Origin of the sequence: Streptomyces sp. NPDC012835, assembly GCF_042900885.1 — a bacterium.
Taxonomy (GTDB): domain Bacteria; phylum Actinomycetota; class Actinomycetes; order Streptomycetales; family Streptomycetaceae; genus Streptomyces.
Genome location: NZ_JBIBBW010000008.1, coordinates 60684 through 78576, shown reverse-complemented (window position 1 = coordinate 78576; position 17893 = coordinate 60684). Strand labels below are relative to the sequence as shown.

16 protein-coding genes and 1 pseudogene are annotated in these 17893 nt (G+C 71.1%); 7 read left to right on the top strand and 10 right to left on the bottom strand.

Annotated elements, in window-relative coordinates:
- Positions 1–97: 97 nt before the first annotated feature.
- Positions 98–1510, bottom strand: coding sequence for an NADP-dependent succinic semialdehyde dehydrogenase (locus ACFY6S_RS27620; RefSeq protein WP_388818287.1), 1413 nt, complete (start codon positions 1508–1510; stop codon positions 98–100).
- Between the two features lie 376 nt (positions 1511–1886).
- On the opposite strand from ACFY6S_RS27620, the gene ACFY6S_RS27615 reads away from it, so the two are divergent.
- From ACFY6S_RS27615 to ACFY6S_RS27600, 4 genes are all read left to right on the top strand, one after another.
- Positions 1887–2360, top strand: a complete 474-nt coding sequence (locus tag ACFY6S_RS27615; protein WP_388818284.1) for a DUF5709 domain-containing protein — start codon at positions 1887–1889, stop codon at positions 2358–2360.
- Between the two features lie 228 nt (positions 2361–2588).
- Entirely contained in the window at positions 2589–3461 is an 873-nt protein-coding gene (locus ACFY6S_RS27610) for an NAD-dependent epimerase/dehydratase family protein (RefSeq protein ID WP_388818281.1), read from the top strand.
- 307 nt (positions 3462–3768) lie between these two features.
- Positions 3769–5127 (top strand): cupin domain-containing protein, encoded by a 1359-nt coding sequence (locus ACFY6S_RS27605; protein ID WP_388818278.1) that lies wholly within the window; start codon positions 3769–3771, stop codon positions 5125–5127.
- A gap of 258 nt (positions 5128–5385) precedes the next feature.
- A complete protein-coding gene (locus ACFY6S_RS27600) occupies positions 5386–5805 on the top strand; it encodes a hypothetical protein (RefSeq protein WP_388818274.1) in 420 nt (139 codons plus the stop codon).
- Here the strand turns inward: ACFY6S_RS27600 and ACFY6S_RS27595 are convergent.
- Positions 5783–6199 carry a hypothetical protein gene (locus ACFY6S_RS27595; RefSeq protein ID WP_388818271.1) on the bottom strand — a complete coding sequence of 139 codons (417 nt, stop codon included), beginning with the start codon at positions 6197–6199 and terminating at the stop codon, positions 5783–5785. The genes ACFY6S_RS27600 and ACFY6S_RS27595 overlap by 23 nt on opposite strands.
- Positions 6200–6703: 504 nt before the next feature.
- Between ACFY6S_RS27595 and ACFY6S_RS27590 the strand changes: the two genes are divergently transcribed.
- Positions 6704–7084 (top strand): DoxX family protein, encoded by a 381-nt coding sequence (locus ACFY6S_RS27590; RefSeq protein WP_388818268.1) that lies wholly within the window; start codon positions 6704–6706, stop codon positions 7082–7084.
- 136 nt (positions 7085–7220) lie between these two features.
- Here the strand turns inward: ACFY6S_RS27590 and ACFY6S_RS27585 are convergent, their stop codons facing one another.
- The 5 genes from ACFY6S_RS27585 to ACFY6S_RS27565 form a co-directional block, all read right to left on the bottom strand.
- Complete coding sequence (locus ACFY6S_RS27585) at positions 7221–7730, bottom strand: hypothetical protein (protein ID WP_388818265.1); 510 nt, start codon at positions 7728–7730, stop codon at positions 7221–7223.
- A 265-nt stretch (positions 7731–7995) separates the two neighbouring features.
- Positions 7996–8436, bottom strand: a complete 441-nt coding sequence (locus ACFY6S_RS27580) for a VOC family protein (protein WP_388818262.1) — start codon at positions 8434–8436, stop codon at positions 7996–7998.
- 253 nt (positions 8437–8689) lie between these two features.
- Positions 8690–8890: a ferredoxin gene (locus ACFY6S_RS27575; protein WP_388818259.1), complete on the bottom strand. Its 201-nt coding sequence runs from the start codon at positions 8888–8890 to the stop codon at positions 8690–8692.
- Positions 8891–8963: 73 nt separating this feature from the next.
- Positions 8964–10181: a cytochrome P450 gene (locus ACFY6S_RS27570; RefSeq protein ID WP_388818256.1), complete on the bottom strand. Its 1218-nt coding sequence runs from the start codon at positions 10179–10181 to the stop codon at positions 8964–8966.
- A 169-nt stretch (positions 10182–10350) separates the two neighbouring features.
- Positions 10351–11856 (bottom strand): MFS transporter, encoded by a 1506-nt coding sequence (locus ACFY6S_RS27565; protein ID WP_388818253.1) that lies wholly within the window; start codon positions 11854–11856, stop codon positions 10351–10353.
- 122 nt (positions 11857–11978) lie between these two features.
- On the opposite strand from ACFY6S_RS27565, the gene ACFY6S_RS27560 reads away from it, so the two are divergent.
- Complete coding sequence (locus ACFY6S_RS27560) at positions 11979–12437, top strand: MarR family winged helix-turn-helix transcriptional regulator (RefSeq protein WP_388819761.1); 459 nt, start codon at positions 11979–11981, stop codon at positions 12435–12437.
- 348 nt (positions 12438–12785) lie between these two features.
- On the opposite strand, the gene ACFY6S_RS27555 is transcribed toward ACFY6S_RS27560, so the two are convergent.
- The 3 genes from ACFY6S_RS27555 to ACFY6S_RS27545 all read right to left on the bottom strand — a co-directional run bounded on the left by ACFY6S_RS27555 (position 12786) and on the right by ACFY6S_RS27545 (position 16812).
- Positions 12786–15020 (bottom strand): MMPL family transporter, encoded by a 2235-nt coding sequence (locus ACFY6S_RS27555; RefSeq protein WP_388818250.1) that lies wholly within the window; start codon positions 15018–15020, stop codon positions 12786–12788.
- Positions 15021–15503: 483 nt separating this feature from the next.
- The gene (locus ACFY6S_RS27550; protein ID WP_388818247.1) at positions 15504–16589 is read right to left on the bottom strand and encodes a response regulator; all 1086 of its coding nucleotides are present in this window, start codon (positions 16587–16589) and stop codon (positions 15504–15506) included.
- On the bottom strand, positions 16582–16812 hold the full coding sequence (locus tag ACFY6S_RS27545) for a hypothetical protein (RefSeq protein WP_388818244.1): 231 nt from the start codon (positions 16810–16812) through the stop codon (positions 16582–16584). Before ACFY6S_RS27545 ends, ACFY6S_RS27550 begins: the two co-directional genes overlap by 8 nt.
- A 380-nt stretch (positions 16813–17192) precedes the next feature.
- Here ACFY6S_RS27545 and ACFY6S_RS27540 point away from each other — a divergent pair.
- Positions 17193–17875: pseudogene (locus ACFY6S_RS27540) on the top strand (ATP-binding cassette domain-containing protein); the annotation flags it as partial.
- Between the last annotated feature and the right edge of the window lie 18 nt (positions 17876–17893).

Here is a 17893-nt window from a genome sequence, read left to right as displayed (position 1 = left end):
CGAGCCGGGACCTGTCCGCGCCCGGACGCACGGGACCTGTCCGCGCCCGGACGCACGGGACCTGTCCGCGCCCGGGACACAGACGGTGGCCCGGCCGCTACGAGTGCGTGTCGTCCGGTTCCGCGCCCTGCCACACCGTGGTGGCGTTGCAGAACTCCTTGATGCCGTGGCCCGCCAGCTCACGGCCGTACCCCGAGCGTTTCACACCGCCGAACGGCAGCGCCGGGTGAGAGGCGGTCATGCCGTTGAAGAACACACCGCCCGCCTCCAGGTCCCGCACGAAGCGCCGCACATCCTCCTCGTCGCGCGTCCATACGTTGGAACTCAGCCCGAACGGGGTGTCGTTCGCCAGGGCGACCGCCTCCTCCGGCCCGCCGACCCGGTACAACGTGGCCACCGGCCCGAACGTCTCCTCGTGGTGGACCCGCATCGCCTCCGTGACGCCGGCGAGTACGGTCGGCTCGTAGAACCAGCCCCGTTCGTGCCCCTCGGGCCGCCGCCCGCCGCACAGCGCGGTCGCTCCCCGGTCGAGAGCGTCGCCGACCAGTTCCTCCAGATCGGCGCGGCCCTGCTCACTGGAGAGCGGCCCGACATCGGTGGACTCGTCCAGCGGGTCCCCGACGGTCAGATCCCGCATCCCCGCCGTGAACCGCTCGGCGAAGACCTCGTAGACATCCTCGTGCACGATGAACCGTTTGGCGGCGATGCACGATTGGCCGTTGTTCTGTACCCGGGCCGTCACCGCGGTGCGTGCCGCGCGCTCGACGTCCGCCGACGGCATGACCACGTACGGGTCGCTGCCGCCCAGCTCCAGGACGGTCTTCTTGACCTCGTCGCCCGCGATCGAGGCGACCGAGCGGCCGGCCGGCTCGCTGCCGGTGAGCGTCGCGGCGGCCACCCGGGGGTCGCGCAGGATGGACTCGATCGCGCCCGAGCCCACCAGCAGGGTCTGGAAGCAGCCCTCCGGGTAGCCCGCCCTGCGGAACAGCTCCTCCAGGTACAGGGCGGTCTGAGGAACGTTCGACGCGTGCTTGAGCAGCCCGACGTTGCCCGCCATCAGGGCAGGCGCGGCGAATCGCACGACCTGCCAGAGGGGAAAGTTCCACGGCATCACGGCGAGCACCACGCCGAGCGGACGGTAGTGGACGCGCGCGTGGGCCGCGCCCGAGTCGGCGACATCGGCCTCGTCGGGAAACTCGTCCGCCAGCAGCGCCTCGGCGCGCTGTGCGTACCAGCGCATCGCCTTCACACACTTGAGGGCCTCGGCGCGGGCCGCCGTGACGGGTTTGCCCATTTCGGTGGTCATCGTGCGGGCGATGTCCTGAGCGTCCCGCTCCAGCAGGTCGGCGGCGCGGTTCAGCAGCCTCGCCCGTTCGTCGAAGCCGGTGGTGCGGTACTGCCGGAACCGCTCGGCGGCGACGGAGACCCGGCGCTCGATCTCGTCCGCGCCGAAGGCGTCGAAGGTCTTGAGTGTCTCGCCGCTGGCGGGATTCACCGTCGCGATGGGCATGGGTGGCTCCTCTTCGTCATAGGACGCTTCCGACCCTTCCGCGCACCGCCCCCGCCCGCAACACGACCGGGGGCTCTCCTCCGGCCGGTCCGGGCACCCGAGGGTACGGGGTACGGGGGTACGGGCGGCGTGCGTGGGGCGTGCGGCCGACGGCCGGGGCGAGGATGATCGAGAGGGAGGGCGGACGCCGTACGTGACGGAACGTGTCGGCACGTCGACGCCGGGTGGGCGCGGATCGAGCCACCGCTTGCGCACGCGTTTGCCGGGTACGGGCACGGCGGGCCACCGCGTCGGCGGCCCGCCGGGGACCCGATCCGTACCCCGGCCGTCCGACCGCCGGGACGCACACGTCCCGCAGAAAGTGAGGAGAGCCGACATGAGCGGCGACAGCGACGAGACGATGGGCGACGAGGTCTATCAGCCGGACGACGCCGAGATCACCGAGGACGAGGGCATTCTCGACCCCGAGGACACGCTCCTCGACCGGGGCGCCGACCCGCACGACGAGGGCTGGTCCCCGCCCGAACGCCCCCTGGGCGTGGACCAGGTGGGGACGACGGCCGCGGAGCAGCGGTCCGGCGAGACCCTGGACGAACGGCTCGCCAAGGAGGTCCCCGACGAGCGGCCCGCCGCCGGGAGCGGCGTCGGGGATCTGCCGGGGGGAGAGGGCGAACCGCTGGACGAGGAGGTCGGCGACGACCGGGCCGGGCGACTGGTGGCCCCGGACGAGGGCGCGCACGAGGACGCCGAGAAGGACATGATCGCCGAGGACGTCGGCATCGACGGCGCCGCCGCTTCGGCGGAGGAGGCCGCCGTGCACCGGATACCTCCCACGGACACGGGCGAGTAGGGCTCGGGCCGCGACGGGCGACGGCTGTACGCCGAGCGGCTGGGCCCGGCCCCGGCGGTACCGGGCGGACCGGGCCGCCCGGCACGACGGGTGCGAGAGGGACGGACCCTGACGTGGTGAGCGCCGCGGCCGGTCCCGGGACATGTGGTGCCGGGGGCCCGGTGGTTGGTTTTGGGTGGGCTTGGGCAGGGTGGGGGTGTGTTGACGGTGCGAGGGAGCGGGGAGCCTGTGGGCGTAGTGGTGGTGACGGGGAGTTCGGGCCGGGTCGGGGAGGCTCTGGCCGGAGCGTTCGACGCGGCGGGCTGGGTGGTGCGCGGTGTGGACCGGGTACCGGGCCGTCGGACCGGCACGGTGGGGGACTTACGGGATCGCTCGGTGCGGGCGGGGGTTCTGGCGTCGGCTGATGTCCTGGTGCACGCGGCCGCGTTACACGCTCCGCATGTGGGGCGGGTGGCCGATGAGGAGTTCCGCGCGGTCAATGTCGGTGTGACGGCGGACTTACTGGAGGACGCTGTTCGTTCGGGCGTCGGGCGTGTGGTCTACATCAGCAGTACGAGTGTCTACGGGCACGCTCTGGTGCCCGTGGACCGCGCGGTCTGGGTCGATGAGCGGCTCAAGCCGCTTCCCCGGGACATCTATGACGAGACGAAGCTGGCGGCCGAGGACCTGGTCGCGGCTTGTGCCCTCTCCTCGGTCACGTTGCGTGTGGCGCGGTGTTTTCCGGAGCCGTTACCGGTGTTGGCCGGTCACTTGCTGCACCGGGCGGTCGATGTCGTGGATGTGGCGCAGGCGGGGGTTCTCGCCGTTCAACACCCCGCCGTAACAGGTACGTTCAATATTTCGGGTCCGCATCCGTTCCGCCGCGAGGACTGTTCCGCTCTGCACCACGAGGCGGGTGCGGTGCTCGCCGACCGGCTTCCGGACGTGGTAGCGGCGTTCCGTGACCGGGGATGGCCGGTGCCCGGTAGCTTGGACCGGGTGTACGACTCGAGCGCCGCGGCGGACGCGTTCGGATACCGGCCTGTTCGCGGGGTGCGGGAGCTACTGGGCGTGGGCGTTGACGGGTCGGAACTCGCCAGTGGTGGTGGCGCCCGGGGGTGAGCCCGGCGGGGCGGGTCTTCGGGGCGGGTCTTCGCGTGGGGGTGAGCGGCGGGGCGGTCCGCGCACGGGCGAGGGGCGAGTGGGGGCGGCGGACGCGAAGAGGCGGAAGCGCTACCGCGAGCCGGGGTGGTGTGCGATCATCGGCGACTCGTCCGGTGGTCTGCGCGCGATGAGGAGAGCGAACGTGTCGATGGAATTCGCCGATCGAATCGACTGGTTATCCACTGCGATGCCGGTCACCGAACGGATCGTCGGGGAACTCGGGGGCCGTTCCTACCCGCGCCGAGGGTTCTGCTATCGCGGGCACTTGACGGCCAATTCGGTCGCTGTCCTCGACTGGCTGGCCGGGACCGGGACGGACCTGACGGTCTCCAGTTGCGATCCCAACACCGCCGATCCGCTGGTGGTGAGCCGCCTGCGGGCGGCCGGCGTGCGTGTGTCGACCGACGAGAGCGACCTTGAGTCACTGGTGCGGGAGCGGCCGGAGTTGGTTTTCGACACCGGCGGCGACCTCACCGCGGCTCTGGTCGAACGGGGCTGTCCGCCGCTGGCGGCGGTCGAGTCGACGAGTACCGGCCTGTGGCGGCTGGACCAGCTGGAGCGTCTGCCGATGCCGGTGCTGGAGTGGGCCCGTATCCCGCTGAAGGAGAAGGTCGAGCACCGGTTCCACGTCGCCGCCGGGGTGTGGTCGGCCATCACCTGGCTGACCGGGCTGTCCATCGAGGGCCGCCGCGTACTGGTGGTGGGTTACGGCGAGGTGGGCAAGGGTGTCGCCGAGCGGGCCCACCGGATGGGCGCTCTGGTCACCGTGGCCGAGCCGGATCCCTCCCGGGCGCTGGACGCGCGGCTGCGGGGACACGAGACCGTGCCGTCCGCCACGGCCGCGGCGCACACCGCCGAGATCGTCGTCACCGCCACCGGCCGACCGGGGGCCGTACACGCGGATTGCCTTGAACGGCTGCCCGAGGGCGCGATCCTGGCGAACGCCGGACACTCGCCGCGGGAGATCGACCTGGACCACCTGCGCCGTGGAGGTCCTGGGCGCCCGGTGCGGCCCGGCATCGTCGAGTACCGCCTCGCCGGCCGTGCCCTGTTCGTGCTGGGGGGCGCGAGCCCGGTCAATCTGGCCGCGGGAACCACCTTCGGTGACGACCTGTGGGACCTGTTCTCCGGCGTCACCGCTCTGAGCTGTGACTGGCTGCTGAACGGCGACTGGTCCGAACTGCCCGCCGGGATACACCCGGTGCCCCCGCACATGCAGCACCGCATCGCCCGGTCGTACCTCGCGCGGCCGAAGCGCCCGGCGCACGTGGGCGTGATCGAGGAGCAGGACCCGGGGCCCGGCGATGGGCACGTACTTCAGGAACTCGTCGGTCCGCAGTGCCGCGACTACCAGCAGAACCACAGCGTCGCCCACTCGACACTGGCGCCCGGCGGCGTGATCACCGTCCACCACCACGAGCGGACCGAGGAGACCTACGTCGTACTGAGCGGTCAGCTGACCGTGTCTCTCGACGGCGTCGACCATCTCGTCTCCGCCGGCGGCTATGTCGCCATCCCGTCCCGCGTAAGGCACGGAGCGGTCGCCGGCGCCGAGGGAGCCCGTCTGCTCGCGGTGTCCACTCCGCCCTGGCAGGCGGAGGATCATCACGAGGCGCCGTGTTGAGGTCGCCGCGCCGTGCCGGGCGGCGCCGGTGAAGCGTGCCGCGCGTGCGGCGTAGGGCTCCGGGAGAGCGACCTCGGGCAGCGCCCCGAGTCGGGCCTGTCGCGGACTGTACGGCGCCGGTGGGCGCCGCGCTCCTCCGGAACGCGGCCCCCACCGTGAGATGCGTACGGGGAAGGTCAGCCGGCGCGGCCCGGGATCGCAGGGACACTACCTGAGCGGTTGTCGGGGGAGTCGCCGCTGAGGATGCCGCCGCCGTTCGTGGCCGTACTGCCGTTGTTCAAGGTGGTGTTGCCCTGGAGCGTGAGACTGCCGGTGCCGGCGGCCTTGACGATACGGAAGGCCGCCGTGCCGGGGGCTGTTGAGCGGGTGAGGGTGTCGGTGTCGCCGGTCAGCGTGATGGCGGTGGTGACGACCGGCAGGCCGTTCGGGCCGTCGGCGTCGCCGCTGTGCGGTGCCGTGATGGTGTACGCGCAGTTGCTCGCGAGGACGATGGTTTCCCCCTCCGGCCGTGTTCGCGGCGCCGATGGCGGCGACGAGCGCCGTCTCCGTGCACGCGACCGCGGCCGCGGCCGTGGTGGGAGCCAGGACGGCTGGGGCCGTGGTGGCCACCGCGAGGCTTCCGGCCGGAGCCGTGAGGGGGCGGGTATACCGCGTGTCAGGCTGCCGCGCAGGCGGTGACGGCGGCAGCGGTGGCCGCGGCGGCCGTGGTGGTGGCCGCGACGGTCGCGTTGGCGGAGGTTACCGCAGCCTCCGTGGCGGCCGTGGCGGTCGCGGCGGCCTCGGCGAGGGCGGCGGGAGGGTCGCCGGCTGCGATGGCCGCCGCGACCGCCTTGGCCGCCGCCGCCGAGGTCGCCGCGTCGGTCTTGGCCGCGTCAGCGGCTGCCGCCGCGTTGGCGACGGAGGCCGCGGCGGCGGTGGTGGAGGCCGCGCAGGCAACGGGGTCGGGCACGCCACGGTCCGTCTGCGCCACGCGCGTCGGGGTGCTGCCCGCGTTGGCGTGGGTCACGGTGGCGCCGCAGGCGATGAGCGCGCCGGTGGTGAGGGAGACGACGGCGATACGGTGCAGATTCATGGAAGGGGACTCCTGTCCGGAGAAGAGAGGCGGGCCCGGAGGCACCGGCACATGGGACCGGACCGCCAGGACCCGTGGGCACGGGAACCGGAACGGCTCTCCTACGAAGATGAACACCCGGCGCCCCCGGTGTCTTTTCGGCGGCCCACCGCTCCGACGGCAACGAGGCACCTGGAAGACACCGTCACCGTTCGGTGGAACTGCCTGGTCAAAGGCGTTGTGACGGCCGAGGGACCGCCGTTCGGCCGCCCGCTCACCGGCCTATCCAGGTCTCCTCGTACGAGTCTCGCCGGACCGCCAACCGTGGAGCGGAACCGCACCCGGGCGCAGGAGAACGGACGTGGTGCCGCGGTGCGGACGGGAGTCCCCCCCGGACGGTTGGTGGCTCGCGCCGCCGCAGTACCGCGCGAGCGGCGCGGGCCGGCCCGCGCACGGCGCGGGAGGGAGGTGGATGCCGGTCCCGCTTGTGAGTAGGGTCGGGAGCTGTCACCGGAGGAGGACACCATGAGTTCGGCGCCACGTTCCCCTTTGCTCCTGGCAGGGCTGCTGGCCGGAGCGGGGGTCGCTCATTTCGCCGTCCCGAAGGTCTTCGACGCCACGGTGCCACGGGTCCTTCCCGGATCGCCGCGCACCTGGACGTACGCCAGCGGGGCGGTCGAGTTCGCGCTGGCGGCCGGGCTGTTGCTGCCCCGTACCCGGCGCACCGCGGCGCTGGCGACGGCGGCCTTCTTCGTGGGGGTGTTCCCCGCCAATGTGCAGATGGCGGTGGACGCGCGCCATCGCTCCGCCCCGCTGAGGGCCGCGGCGATCGGTCGACTTCCTCTGCAGGTGCCGCTTGTGCGGTGGGCGAGGAACGTCGCGTCGGAGGGGCACGACCCGTCGTGAGGCAATGCCGCCGACCGGACGGCAGCGCGGAGCGTGCAGCCACCGCGACCGGCGAGTCCACGGCGGCGGCCGCGACGCGGGCGATGTTCGTAGGGGTGGGTATGAGCCCTGCGGGGGCACCCGCAGCAGCGGACGGCTACCGCGCGGCGGCTGTCCGCGCGTCCCTGGGGGAGAACACGGCGGCCGCTGTCGCGCGGCGCAGCTCCTCCAGTACGTCGATCTGCGCGCGTGCACGGTCCAGCAGGTCTCGCAGATGGGACCTGTCCGGACCGGCCCGCCCAGGAGCCGACGCGAGCAGGGTGAGCCACAGCAGGGATTTCCCCTCGACTCCCAGCCGCAGGGTTTCGAGTTCCACGACCGTGTCGAGGCCCGACCCCGGGTGCAGGACGCCGTTGGGCTTCAGCCTGCGCAGCCTTTCCCCCGCCCACCCCGCGCACACCTTGTAGCGACGGGGGCGCACACCGAGTCCCTCCATGATGCTCAGTAGCGCCTGCCGATCCTGAGAGATCTCATCGGCGATGTCCTCCAGGCGGGGGCCGTGCACCGTATGGCGATGGCGGTGGGCCAGGTGCCGCGCGAGGCCGGCGCCGAGGGTGGCCCCGGCCAGGTGGTCGTTCAGATAGATGCCCAGCACGTCGTGGTGCACCGTGAGCCCTCCCTCGGAGTTCTGCCGGTTCGCCCATCACCCATGCCCGCGATGCTCGTCCGCCGAACTCGTCCTTCGCGGGCGCGGTATGGGATCAGGGTCACCCATCGCGTCTCCCGACGCATCTGGATCTCTCGCCGCAGGGGAGCCGCCGGCCCGGACTTCCGCCCGCCGTGCGTCGCCCGGCGTCAACCGCTGTCCGGCGCCGCAAGGGAGGGAGGTAGCCGGACGCGCGTGCCGTACGCGCGGCGCCTTCGGCACCTCCTCAGCCGAGCTGCTCGGCCAGCCCGATGACGATCCCCTCGGGGCCGCGGAGGTAACAGAGCAGGTAGACGTCCTCGTACCGCACGATCTCTCCGACGAGTTCCGCGCCGTGGGCCCGCATTCGGGCGACGACGGTCTCGATGTCGTCGACGGCGAACATGATGCGGCGCATGCCCAGGGTGTTGGCCGGCGCGTCTTCCGGCTCGGCCCTGACGGCTCTCGGGCTGTGGAACTTCGCCAGTTCCACTCGTCCGTGGCCGTCCGGGGTCCGCAACATCGCCATGTCCTGCCGGATGTCTTCCAGCCCGACGACACGCGCCGCCCAGCGTCCTTCGAGCGGCCTCCTGCCCTCCAGCTCCATGCCGAGTTCGAGGAAGAACGCAATGACCCTTTCAAGATCGTCCACGACGATGAGGACGTTGTCCATCCGCTGGATCGTCATGCTGGGCATCCTCTCGTACGGGGGGCCACGGCGGTCGCATCCGCTCCCGCGACGGAGCCGATGACCCGCTCTCCCCATCCTCGGCCACATCCGCTTCGCCGACCACGGGGTGGTGAGGATCGTGGAATGCCGGCGAACGGCTCATACCACTCGAACGTCGATGGCGCCCGCTCAAGGTTCAGCGGCGCGACACGCGACTTCCGTGGGTGAGACGGCCGGCCCGGCGGTGTGGCCGGGCCGACCGGGCCGGGTGCTACTGGGGCGGCGTGAGTTCGATGGCGGCGGCCGGACACACCGCGGCGGCTTCACGGACCGCGGCGTGCTGCTCCTGCGGGGGCGCCGCGTCCAGCAGGACGACGATGCCGTCGTCGTCGCGCTGGTCGAACACCTCCGGGGCGATCAAGACGCACTGGCCTGCGCCACAGCACTTGTCTTCGTCGACAGTGACGTTCACTCGGGTTCTCCGTTCGTGGAGGCGGTGGAGGGCGGTTGAAGCCGCACGGGCCGTCGTGCGGCCGTAGTGGGGGTTACCAGCGCACCGGGACGGTACGCAGACCGCCGACGAGCAGCCCTTCCACCCGTTGCAGGTCTTCGACGGGCACGGCCAGTTCGAGGGTGGGCAGCTTGCGCAGCAGGACCTCCAGCACGACCTGGAGTTCGGTGCGGGCCAGGGACTGGCCGAGGCAGGAGTGCGGACCGGCGCCGAAGATGAGGTGCGGGTTGGGGCTGCGGCCCAGGTCCATCTCCTCGGCGTTGTCGAAGACACCCTCGTCGCGGTTGGCCGCGGGCATGCTGCAGATCACGGTGGTGCCGCCCCGCAGTGTCCGGCCGCCGATCTCGGTGTCTTCGGTGAGATAGCGCCGCAGGCCGAACCCGAGGTTGGTGTCGAAACGGAGCGCCTCTTCGACGGCGGTGCGCACCAGGGAGGGATCGGCGAGCAGCCGCTCCCACCGGCCGCGGTCCGCCAGGAGCATGGCGACCATCTTGCCGATCATGTTCGCGGTGGTCTCGTGCCCGGCGACCAGGAGCCCCATGGCGGTGGCCGGCAGCTCCGCGTCGGACAGCCCCTGGCTGGCCGCGGAGTCCTGGATGAGCGTGCTGATGAGATCGTCGGTCGGGTTCTCGCGCTTGGCGGCGATATGACCGGACATGTACTCGACGAACTCGACCTGGGCCCGCTCGATCTCCGCCGGGGTGAAGCGGGTGATGCTCAGCAGCGCGTCGGACCAGTGGGAGAAGCGGTCACGGTCCTGAGCGGGCACGCCGAGCATGTCGCAGATGACGTAGACAGGCAGGAGGAAGCCGACATGTGCCTTGAGGTCGGCGGGCGCGCCCGCCTCGATCATGTCGTCGACAAGCCGCTCGGCGGTCGCCGTCATGCCGGGCCGCAGAGCCGTCATGCGTTTGGCGGTGAACCACTTGCTGACGTGGCGCCGCCACTGCTGGTGCGCCTCGCCCTTCGCGGGCAGGGACAGCGCGTCCGAGCTGCCGGAGGCGACGGGTCCGCCCACGCCTTCGGGGGCGAGGCGAGCCGCGCCGTCCTGGGCGGTCGGGCGGGCGAAGCGCGGGTCGGAGAGCAGCGCCCTGACGTCTTCGTGGCGGGTGAGCAGTGTCGCCTCGTCGCCGCTCGGCAGTTCGACCGAGGCCACGGGGCACTGGCTGCGCAGCCGCTGCCAGTCGGCGGGAGCGTCCAGCGCGCCCTGCTGGGGAAGCGGGTAGCGCACGGTCTCTTGGCTCTGGCTCATAAGTGATCTCCTTCGGAAATGCGGGGCTTTCGTCCGGCGGGTGCCGCTGTGGGGCGGTACTGCGCGGGGATCGTGGGCGGTTCTCCCTTCGCTGGGTGACCGGGCCTTGCCGCCCGGGACGCATGTGGGGTCAGGCGGGACGGGGGCCGCTTCGGCGGCCGGGCGGTGTTCACCCCCGTGGTGCGCGCGGCGCCGCCGGGGCGGGGGGCGCGAGCCGGCCGGCTTCCGGCGCGGGGGCCGCGCCGGGCTCGCCCGGCTGCGGGGCGTCCTGAGCGGGGAGGGGCGCGACGACGCGGGGGATGGCCAGGGTCAGCAGGGCCGCGGCGAGGGCGGCGGCCCCGCCGACGATTGCGGCGACCCGGAATCCGTTCTCCGTCGGGACCGTGAAACCCCCGACGTCGTGGCTCATCTGGGCCAGAAGGACACCGATCACCGCGCTGGAGACCGAGAGCCCGATGGAACGCATCAGCGCGTTGAAGCCGTTGGCCGAAGCGGTCTTGGAAGCGGGGACCGACGCCATGATGATCGCGGGCATCGCTCCGTAGGCGAAGGCCACACCGATGCTGACGACACAGCTGAAGACGACGATCCCGGCAACGGAGGCCATCAGCGGCAGGGCGAGCCCGTAGCCGATCGCGATGATCAGGGAACCGGTCAGCAGGGAGGTGCGGGGGCCGAAGCGGGCGGAGAGCTTCGCGCCGAGCGGGGAGAAGGCCATCATGGCCAGTCCGGTCGGGACCATCCACAGGCCGGCGGACAGCATCGACTGGCCGAGTCCGTAACCGAGTTCCCTCGGCAGCTGGAGCAGCTGAGGGGCGACGAGGCTCTGGGCGAACATGGCGAAGCCGATCACGACCGAGGCCAGATTCGTCAGCAGCACCCGGCGTCGGGCGGTGGCCCGCAGGTCGACCAGCGGATCGGCGGTACGCAGCTCGAAGCGGCCCCAGGACAGGAGGACGATCACGGCGGCGGCGAACAGGCCGAGGGTGGGGGCGTTTGTCCACCCCCACTCGGCTCCTTTGGATACGGCGAGCAGCAGCGATACGAGGCCGATCGTGAGCCCGATGGCGCCGGGGATGTCGAAGCGGCCCCGCGTCGTGTCCGCGGGGACCGTCGGAACGAAGCGCATCACGGCGAAACCGACCAGCAGGCTGATGGCCGCCGAGCCCCAGAACAGCGCGTGCCAGTCGGTGTTCTGGGCGACGCCGGCCGCAAGGGGCAGACCGAAGGCGCCGCCGATGCCCAGGGAGGAACTCATCAGGGCCACCGACGACCCCATGCGCTCCGGCGGTACGACGTCGCGCATGGTGCTGATCCCGAGCGGGACGATGCCCATGCCGATGCCCTGGACGGCTCGTCCGACGACCATCGGGACCAGCGAGTCGGACAGGGCGCTCGTGAGGGAGCCCGCGACGAGCAGGCCGACACAGATCAGCAGCATCCGGCGTTTGCCGTGGAGATCACCGAGGCGTCCGAACACCGGTGTGGCGACCGCGCCGGTGAGCAGAGGCGCGGTGACGACCCACGACGCGTTCGCGGTGGAGGTGTCCAGCAGTTCCGGAAGCCGTGCGACAAGGGGGATGACGAGCGTCCCCATCAGGGAGGCCACGATGCCGGCAGCGGACAGCGAGGCGACTATCGCACCCGTGCGAGCCGGAGAGGCGGAAGCGTTCACGCATTGCACCGTACACACAAAAAGCATGATGCACAAAAGTTGCATGATGCTCTCCATGAGCATGATGCACAAAGGTGGCGTAGTGTGAAGATGTGCAGATGACAGAGCCGGAGGTGCCCCAGATGGATGCCCAGCAGGCGGGGGAACAGATCGAGCGGGAACTTCTGATCCTTACGCGCCACCAGGAAATGGCGTCACCACGCCGGCTGTACGGCAGCGAGGCCCTGGAGCGCAGTGCCTATGTGCTCCTCAGCCGGATCGAAGCGCAGGGCCCGATGTCGGTGGCCGACCTCGTCGACGCCTTCGGCCTCGCCGCCTCGACCTTCAACCGGCAGACGGCTGCTCTTCTCAGGGACGGACTCGTCGAACGGGCCCTCGACCCCAACGGCGGAGTGGCCAGAAAATTCCGCATCACCCAGAAAGGCACGGACGCGCTCAGGGCGGACCGCGGAACAGTGGTCGACGGGCTCGCCAGGGTGGTCACCGGCTGGACATCGGAGCGCCTCGACCGGTTCATCGCCGACCTTCAGCAATTCAACAAGGACATCGAGCGGCTTACCGGACGCCCCTGGCCGCGCTGACAGCGGGCCCATCTGGCTCCGGCCCGCCGGTGCCGACGGCGGTAGTTCGCTGTCGTCGCCGGTCACGGGTCTGGTGTCGCGTACGACTGGCTGACGCTGCGTCGGATCCCGGATCTCATGAGGTATCCCATGACCGGGGACGCCCTCGGAGACTCGGCCACCACGCCCTCACGGTCGGGGCGGTGAAATGCCCTTGAGCCCGGCGGCGAGCAGGAGATGCTCGCCGCCGGGCTCGGGTTTCTCGCCGTACCCCGTCCCCACGGGTCCGGCGAGTACGGGGCCGATACCGCCTTGGCGGCCCCGGTCCGAAGGGGTGGCCGCCTGCGGGAGGCGGCCACCGGGTGGTGGCTACTTGCTGAGGACGAGGCCGGGGTCGCTCTGGTCGGGGGCCGGTGCCAGAGGAGCGGGGTGCTTGTGGGTGATGGCTTCTCCTTCGATGTCGATGCTGGGCAGCACACGGTCGAGCCATCGGGGCAGACGCCAGGCGCGGTCGCCGAGGAGGGCGAGGACGGCGGGCACGATGGCCATCCGGACGACGAAGGCGTCGAAGAGGACGGCGATGGCGAGACCGAACCCGATCATCTTGATCATGGACTCGTCGGCGCCGACGAATCCGGCGAAGACCGCCACCATGATCAGCCCGGCGGCGACGACCACGCGGCCGCTGGTGCGGAACCCGGAGACGATCGCCTGTGCGGGCCGCTCACCGTGGACGTACGCCTCGCGGATCCGGGAGACCAGGAAGACCTCGTAGTCCATGGCGAGTCCGAAGACGATGCCCACCAGGAAGATCGGCATCATGGACATGATCGGGCCGGTCTGCTCGACGCCGAGGAGCGCGGCGCCGTGGCCGTACTGGAAGACCGCGACGACCACACCGAGCGAGGCCAGCACGGACAGCAGGTAGCCCAGGGCTGCCTTGAGCGGGACCAGGAGGGAGCGGAAGACGATGAGCAGCAGGACGATCGCCAGGCCGACCACGACGATGAGGTAGGGGACCAGCGCGTCCTGGAACTTCTTCGCGACGTCGATGTTCATCGCGGTGCTGCCGGTGACTTCGTAGGTGGCTCCGGACTGCCGCTCGATGCTGGAGCGTTCGGCGCGGATGGACTTCACCAGATCGATGGTCTTGCTGTCCGTGGGGCTGGTGGAGGGGGTGGCGGAGAGGATCGCCGCGTCGCCCGCCTCGTTGAACCGCGCCGGTGAGACGGAGACGATTCCGCCGGTCTCCGCGATGCGTTCGCTGATGACGGCGGTGGCTGCCTCGGGATCGTCGGCGTCCTTGGTGTCGACGACGATGGTGAGGGGGCCGTTGAAGCCGGGGCCGAAGCCCTCGGCGAGGGCGTCGTAGGCGCGGCGTTCGGTGGTGGAGGTGGGTTTGGCCTCGTCGCCCGGCATGCCCAGTCGGAGGTCGGCGGCCGGTACGGCGAGTGCGCCCAGGCCCACGACGCCGAGCAGCAGTACGGGCAGGGGGTGGCGGATGACCAGGCGTGCCCAGCGGCTGCCGGCGTTCTCCGTGTTGCCGGCGCTGTCCGCCTTGGTGCGGCGGGGCTTCTTGTTCTTGCGGGCGCGGCGGGCGAGGACGGCGTCGGGCCAGAAGCCCAGCAGGGCCGGGACCAGGGTCAGGCAGATGAGGACGGCGGCGACGACGGCGCCGGCGGCGGTGAGGCCCATCTTGGTGAGCATCGGAATGCCGACCACCGTCAGTCCGGCCAGTGCGATGACGACGGTCAGGCCGGCGAAGACGACCGCGGACCCGGCGGTGCCGACAGCCAGGGCCGCGGCGTCCCTGGGGGCGCGGCCCTTTCCGCGTTCCTCGCGGTAGCGGGAGACGACGAACAGGGCGTAGTCGATGCCGCAGGCCAGGCCCAGCATGGAGGCGAGGGTTCCGCTGGTCAGCGAGAGTCCGAACGTGCTGCCCAGGGCGATGATGGTGGTCATGCTGACGGCGACGCCGATGATCGCGGTCAGCAGCGGCAGCCCGGCCGCGGCCATGGACCCGAAGGTGATCAGCAGGACCACCGCCGCGATCGCGATGCCGATCATTTCCGCGGAGCCGCCCGCGGCAGGCTGCGTCGCCAGGGCGTCGCCGCCGATCTCGACGGTCAGGCCCGCGTCCCGGGCCTGGTCGACGGCCCGTTCGAGGTGTTCCTTGCTGGCGTCGGTCAGGTCACCGGCAGGGGTTTTGAAGGAGACGGTGGCGTAGGCCGTGGAGCCGTCCTCGCTGACCGCCTTCGCCTGGAACGGGTTCACCGCGCCGGCCACCTGCGGCCCGTCGGCGGCCTCGTCGACCAGATCCGCGATGGTGGCCTTGTGCCCGGCGGCGGTGACCTTCTCCCCGCTCGGCGCGATGAACACGATGCGGGCGCTCGCCCCGTCGGCCGCCGAACCCGGGAAACGCTCGTCCAGGAGATCGAACGCTTTCTGGGACTCGATGCCCGGCATGGCGAACCCGTCATCGGGAGCGGCCGGGGCCTTCACGGCGGCGAAGCCGACAGCCGCCAGGACGGCCACCCACAGGAAGGTGACGCACCATCGCCACCTGAAAGCGATCCGGCCCACGTGGTACAGAAAAGTTGCCATGGCGGTGGGAGAGCCTCCACATCAGCGGTACAGGACAAGGGGGAGAGGCTTTCTTCGTCCGCGTCGGCCGGGGGCCCGGGACGGCGTGCCTCACTGACCTCCACGATCCCGTCCGGCGCGCGCCGCCACGAGGGAGTACCCTCCCGAACCCGAGGTGTAGCCGGCTACACCCCCCACGCTGGACACGGCTGCTTCCGCAACTGGGCAGAGATCACCTTCCACGCCCAGCAGATCCTGCGGGAGAAACCGGAACTGGCCCTGAACCAAGACCTCGACGACCGGACGCTCAGCAGTCTCGACTCCGCCAGACGCCCCCGGAGCCACCCCGGCCGGTCCGGACCACTGCTGTAGCCGGAGGCCGAAGCCCGCGTACACGGAGGCTTCAGCCTCCGGCGGGTTCCGATGCCTCCGGAGCCCCGCAGGCCGCCGCTTCCACCGCGGCGGCGCTCTCGCTCGCACCGTCAGCCGGTGCGGGGGAGAGGTTCAGCCGGAGGGATGGCTGATGCGGCGCTCAAGGTGGATTTCGGTGAAGACGGTGACCTTCGCGCGCAGAGCCCACGGGTCGAAGGGCTTGCTGATGTAGTCCACCGCGCCGGCCGCGTACCCGCGGGCGGTGTGCTCGGGGTCGACGCCCATTGCGGTGAGGAAGATGATCGGCACGTCCCGGTTGCGGGGACGGCGTTTGATATGGGCGGCGGTCTCGTAACCGTCCATGCCCGGCATCTGCACGTCCATGATGATGACGGCGAAATCGCCGTGGTGCAGCAGTGCCTTGAGAGCATCCCGGCCCGACGAGACCGTGACGATGTCCTGGTCCAGCGTCTCCAGCACCGCTGTCATGGCGAGCAGATTGTCGGGCTGGTCATCCACGACGAGGACCTTGGGCATGGGCTGCGGCTGCGGCAGAGGCAGCGTCACCGGGCGTTCGACGGCTTCGAGCTGACGCTCCAGCAGATCACAGCGCGCCTCGGCGTCCGCCCGCTGCGCCTGCGCCTCCTGGAGTTCGTCTCCCAGCCGCTTCACCTCCCGCCGCAGGACGTCGCGCTCCCCCAGCAGTTCCGAGACATCGGAATGGGCGGCTGCCAGCCGGCCGGCGCGTTCTCGCTCTGCGGTGAGTGTCGCCTCCATCTGGTTGAGACGTACCTCCAGGTCGGCGATGCGGTGCTTGCGATCCAGCAGAGCGTCGCCCAGGACATCGCCGCGGACGCTGGAGCGGCGCGAGACGTGATCCGCGTCGGCCAGCTGCTGCTCGATTATCCGGACTGCGTGCTTCGGGGATGAGTTGGCGTCGAACGCCGACCCGTAGAGCTCGCGCACGAACTCGATGGTCTCGGGGGTGACGGTGGTGCCGCGGTGCTCCGCGAGATCCGTCATCATGTCCATGATTACTGCCCAGGGAGGTAAGCGAGTCCCGTTGAGATACCGGGAGAGCGTTCCCGGGTCACGCTGACGTCGCGCCGCGTACCGACGCACCGACACCCCCAGCCCCTCGAACAGCTCCCGCAGTACCTTGGCGAGAGCCCGTGACTCTTGCGTCAGATCCTGTCCAAGGGGGCGTAACTCACCCATGGCCGTGCCCCTTCCCGCACGTCTCGCCGGTTCCCGGGGTGATCAGGCGGTCGAAGAACGGAATGGCCAACCCGGTGACGGCCAGACCGGCGAGCACGCCGCGTGCGGCGCCTTCCCCAGCCAGCACGGACAGCCCCCCTGCCGTCACGCCGCTCAGCGCGCCGAGCAGCAGGATCAAGGCCGTTCTCAGCGGCAGCAACGGTCGGTTCACGCGCATCCCCATTCGTCTCTCCCGCGTCCGGAAACACGGGAGGGCGGTTCCCGCCCGGCAGACCGCCAAGAGGGTGATACACAGCATGGAGCGTCGCGAGGGCGTTGCAGTACGTCATCAAGGCAAGAAGCAACGAAATCCGCTGTTGCGCGGGGGCCTCCCACGCCCCAGTGCATTCGTTCGGGCAGATCAAGTCCCTGACCCCGCAGGGCGCTGCCAACGTGTTGCCGTGCAACATTGGCAACACGAATCAGGTACGGCATCTTCGGCACCCTCCGGTGCTGGCCCCCCGGGCCGACGCCGCGCTGCGGAGGATCGGCTGTCACGCGGCGGCCTTTCCGGGCCCGCGCATGGCCCGGGTGGGGGCCTTATGCGCCGGTGCCGGTGCCGATCTCGCCGCGGTCCTCGACGAGCCGCCCTTCCCTCAGCCGGCCGAACCGAAGACACCCCGTGCGCGAGCGTGGAGTTCGACGGCGTCGGCTTCCACTACGACGCCGGGACGGCCGGCGGAGCCTGCGCACGCCAGGTCCTGAACGACGTGACCTTCCGTCTGCCCGAACGCAGCATGACCGCCCTGGTGGGACCCTCCGGCGCCGGCAAGACCACGGTCGCCGCACTGATCGCCCGCTTCCGGGACGCCACGGAAGGCACCGTCCGCATCGGCGGCGTCGACGTCCGCGAGATCGCCGCCGACGACCTGGCGGCACACGTCTCCCTCGTCTTCCAGGACGTCTACCTGTTCGACGGCACCATCGAGGAGAACGTCAGGATCGCCGCCCCGGACGCCGGGCCCGCGGAACTGGCCGAGGCCGCGGCGCTGTCCGGACTCGACCAGGAGAACGAGGCACTGTTCGCCGAAGCCGTGCGCACTCTCGCCGGCCGCAAGACGCTGCTGGTCATCGCCCACCGGCTGAGCACCGTCGTCCACGCGGACCGGATCCTCGTCCTGGAGGACGGAGAGATCACCGAACGCGGCACGCACGACGACCTGATCACGGCAGGCGGCACCTACGCCTCCTTCTGGCAGCGCCGAAGCCGGGCCCAGGGCTGGCGGCTGGAGGCGGCGCGCCCATGATCTCCCACCCGGCACCTG

What these genes read in the sequence shown, in the direction of transcription:
- ACFY6S_RS27620 (WP_388818287.1), bottom strand. Translation starts at nt 1,510, where the DNA reads ATGCCCATCGCGACGGTGAATCCCGCCAGCGGCGAGACACTCAAGACC.
- ACFY6S_RS27615 (WP_388818284.1), top strand. Translation starts at nt 1,887, where the DNA reads ATGAGCGGCGACAGCGACGAGACGATGGGCGACGAGGTCTATCAGCCG.
- ACFY6S_RS27595 (WP_388818271.1), bottom strand. Translation starts at nt 6,199, where the DNA reads ATGAATCTGCACCGTATCGCCGTCGTCTCCCTCACCACCGGCGCGCTC.
- ACFY6S_RS27590 (WP_388818268.1), top strand. Translation starts at nt 6,704, where the DNA reads ATGAGTTCGGCGCCACGTTCCCCTTTGCTCCTGGCAGGGCTGCTGGCC.
- ACFY6S_RS27580 (WP_388818262.1), bottom strand. Translation starts at nt 8,436, where the DNA reads ATGACGATCCAGCGGATGGACAACGTCCTCATCGTCGTGGACGATCTT.
- ACFY6S_RS27570 (WP_388818256.1), bottom strand. Translation starts at nt 10,181, where the DNA reads ATGAGCCAGAGCCAAGAGACCGTGCGCTACCCGCTTCCCCAGCAGGGC.
- ACFY6S_RS27560 (WP_388819761.1), top strand. Translation starts at nt 11,979, where the DNA reads ATGGATGCCCAGCAGGCGGGGGAACAGATCGAGCGGGAACTTCTGATC.
- ACFY6S_RS27555 (WP_388818250.1), bottom strand. Translation starts at nt 15,020, where the DNA reads ATGGCAACTTTTCTGTACCACGTGGGCCGGATCGCTTTCAGGTGGCGA.
- ACFY6S_RS27550 (WP_388818247.1), bottom strand. Translation starts at nt 16,589, where the DNA reads ATGGGTGAGTTACGCCCCCTTGGACAGGATCTGACGCAAGAGTCACGG.
- ACFY6S_RS27545 (WP_388818244.1), bottom strand. Translation starts at nt 16,812, where the DNA reads ATGGGGATGCGCGTGAACCGACCGTTGCTGCCGCTGAGAACGGCCTTG.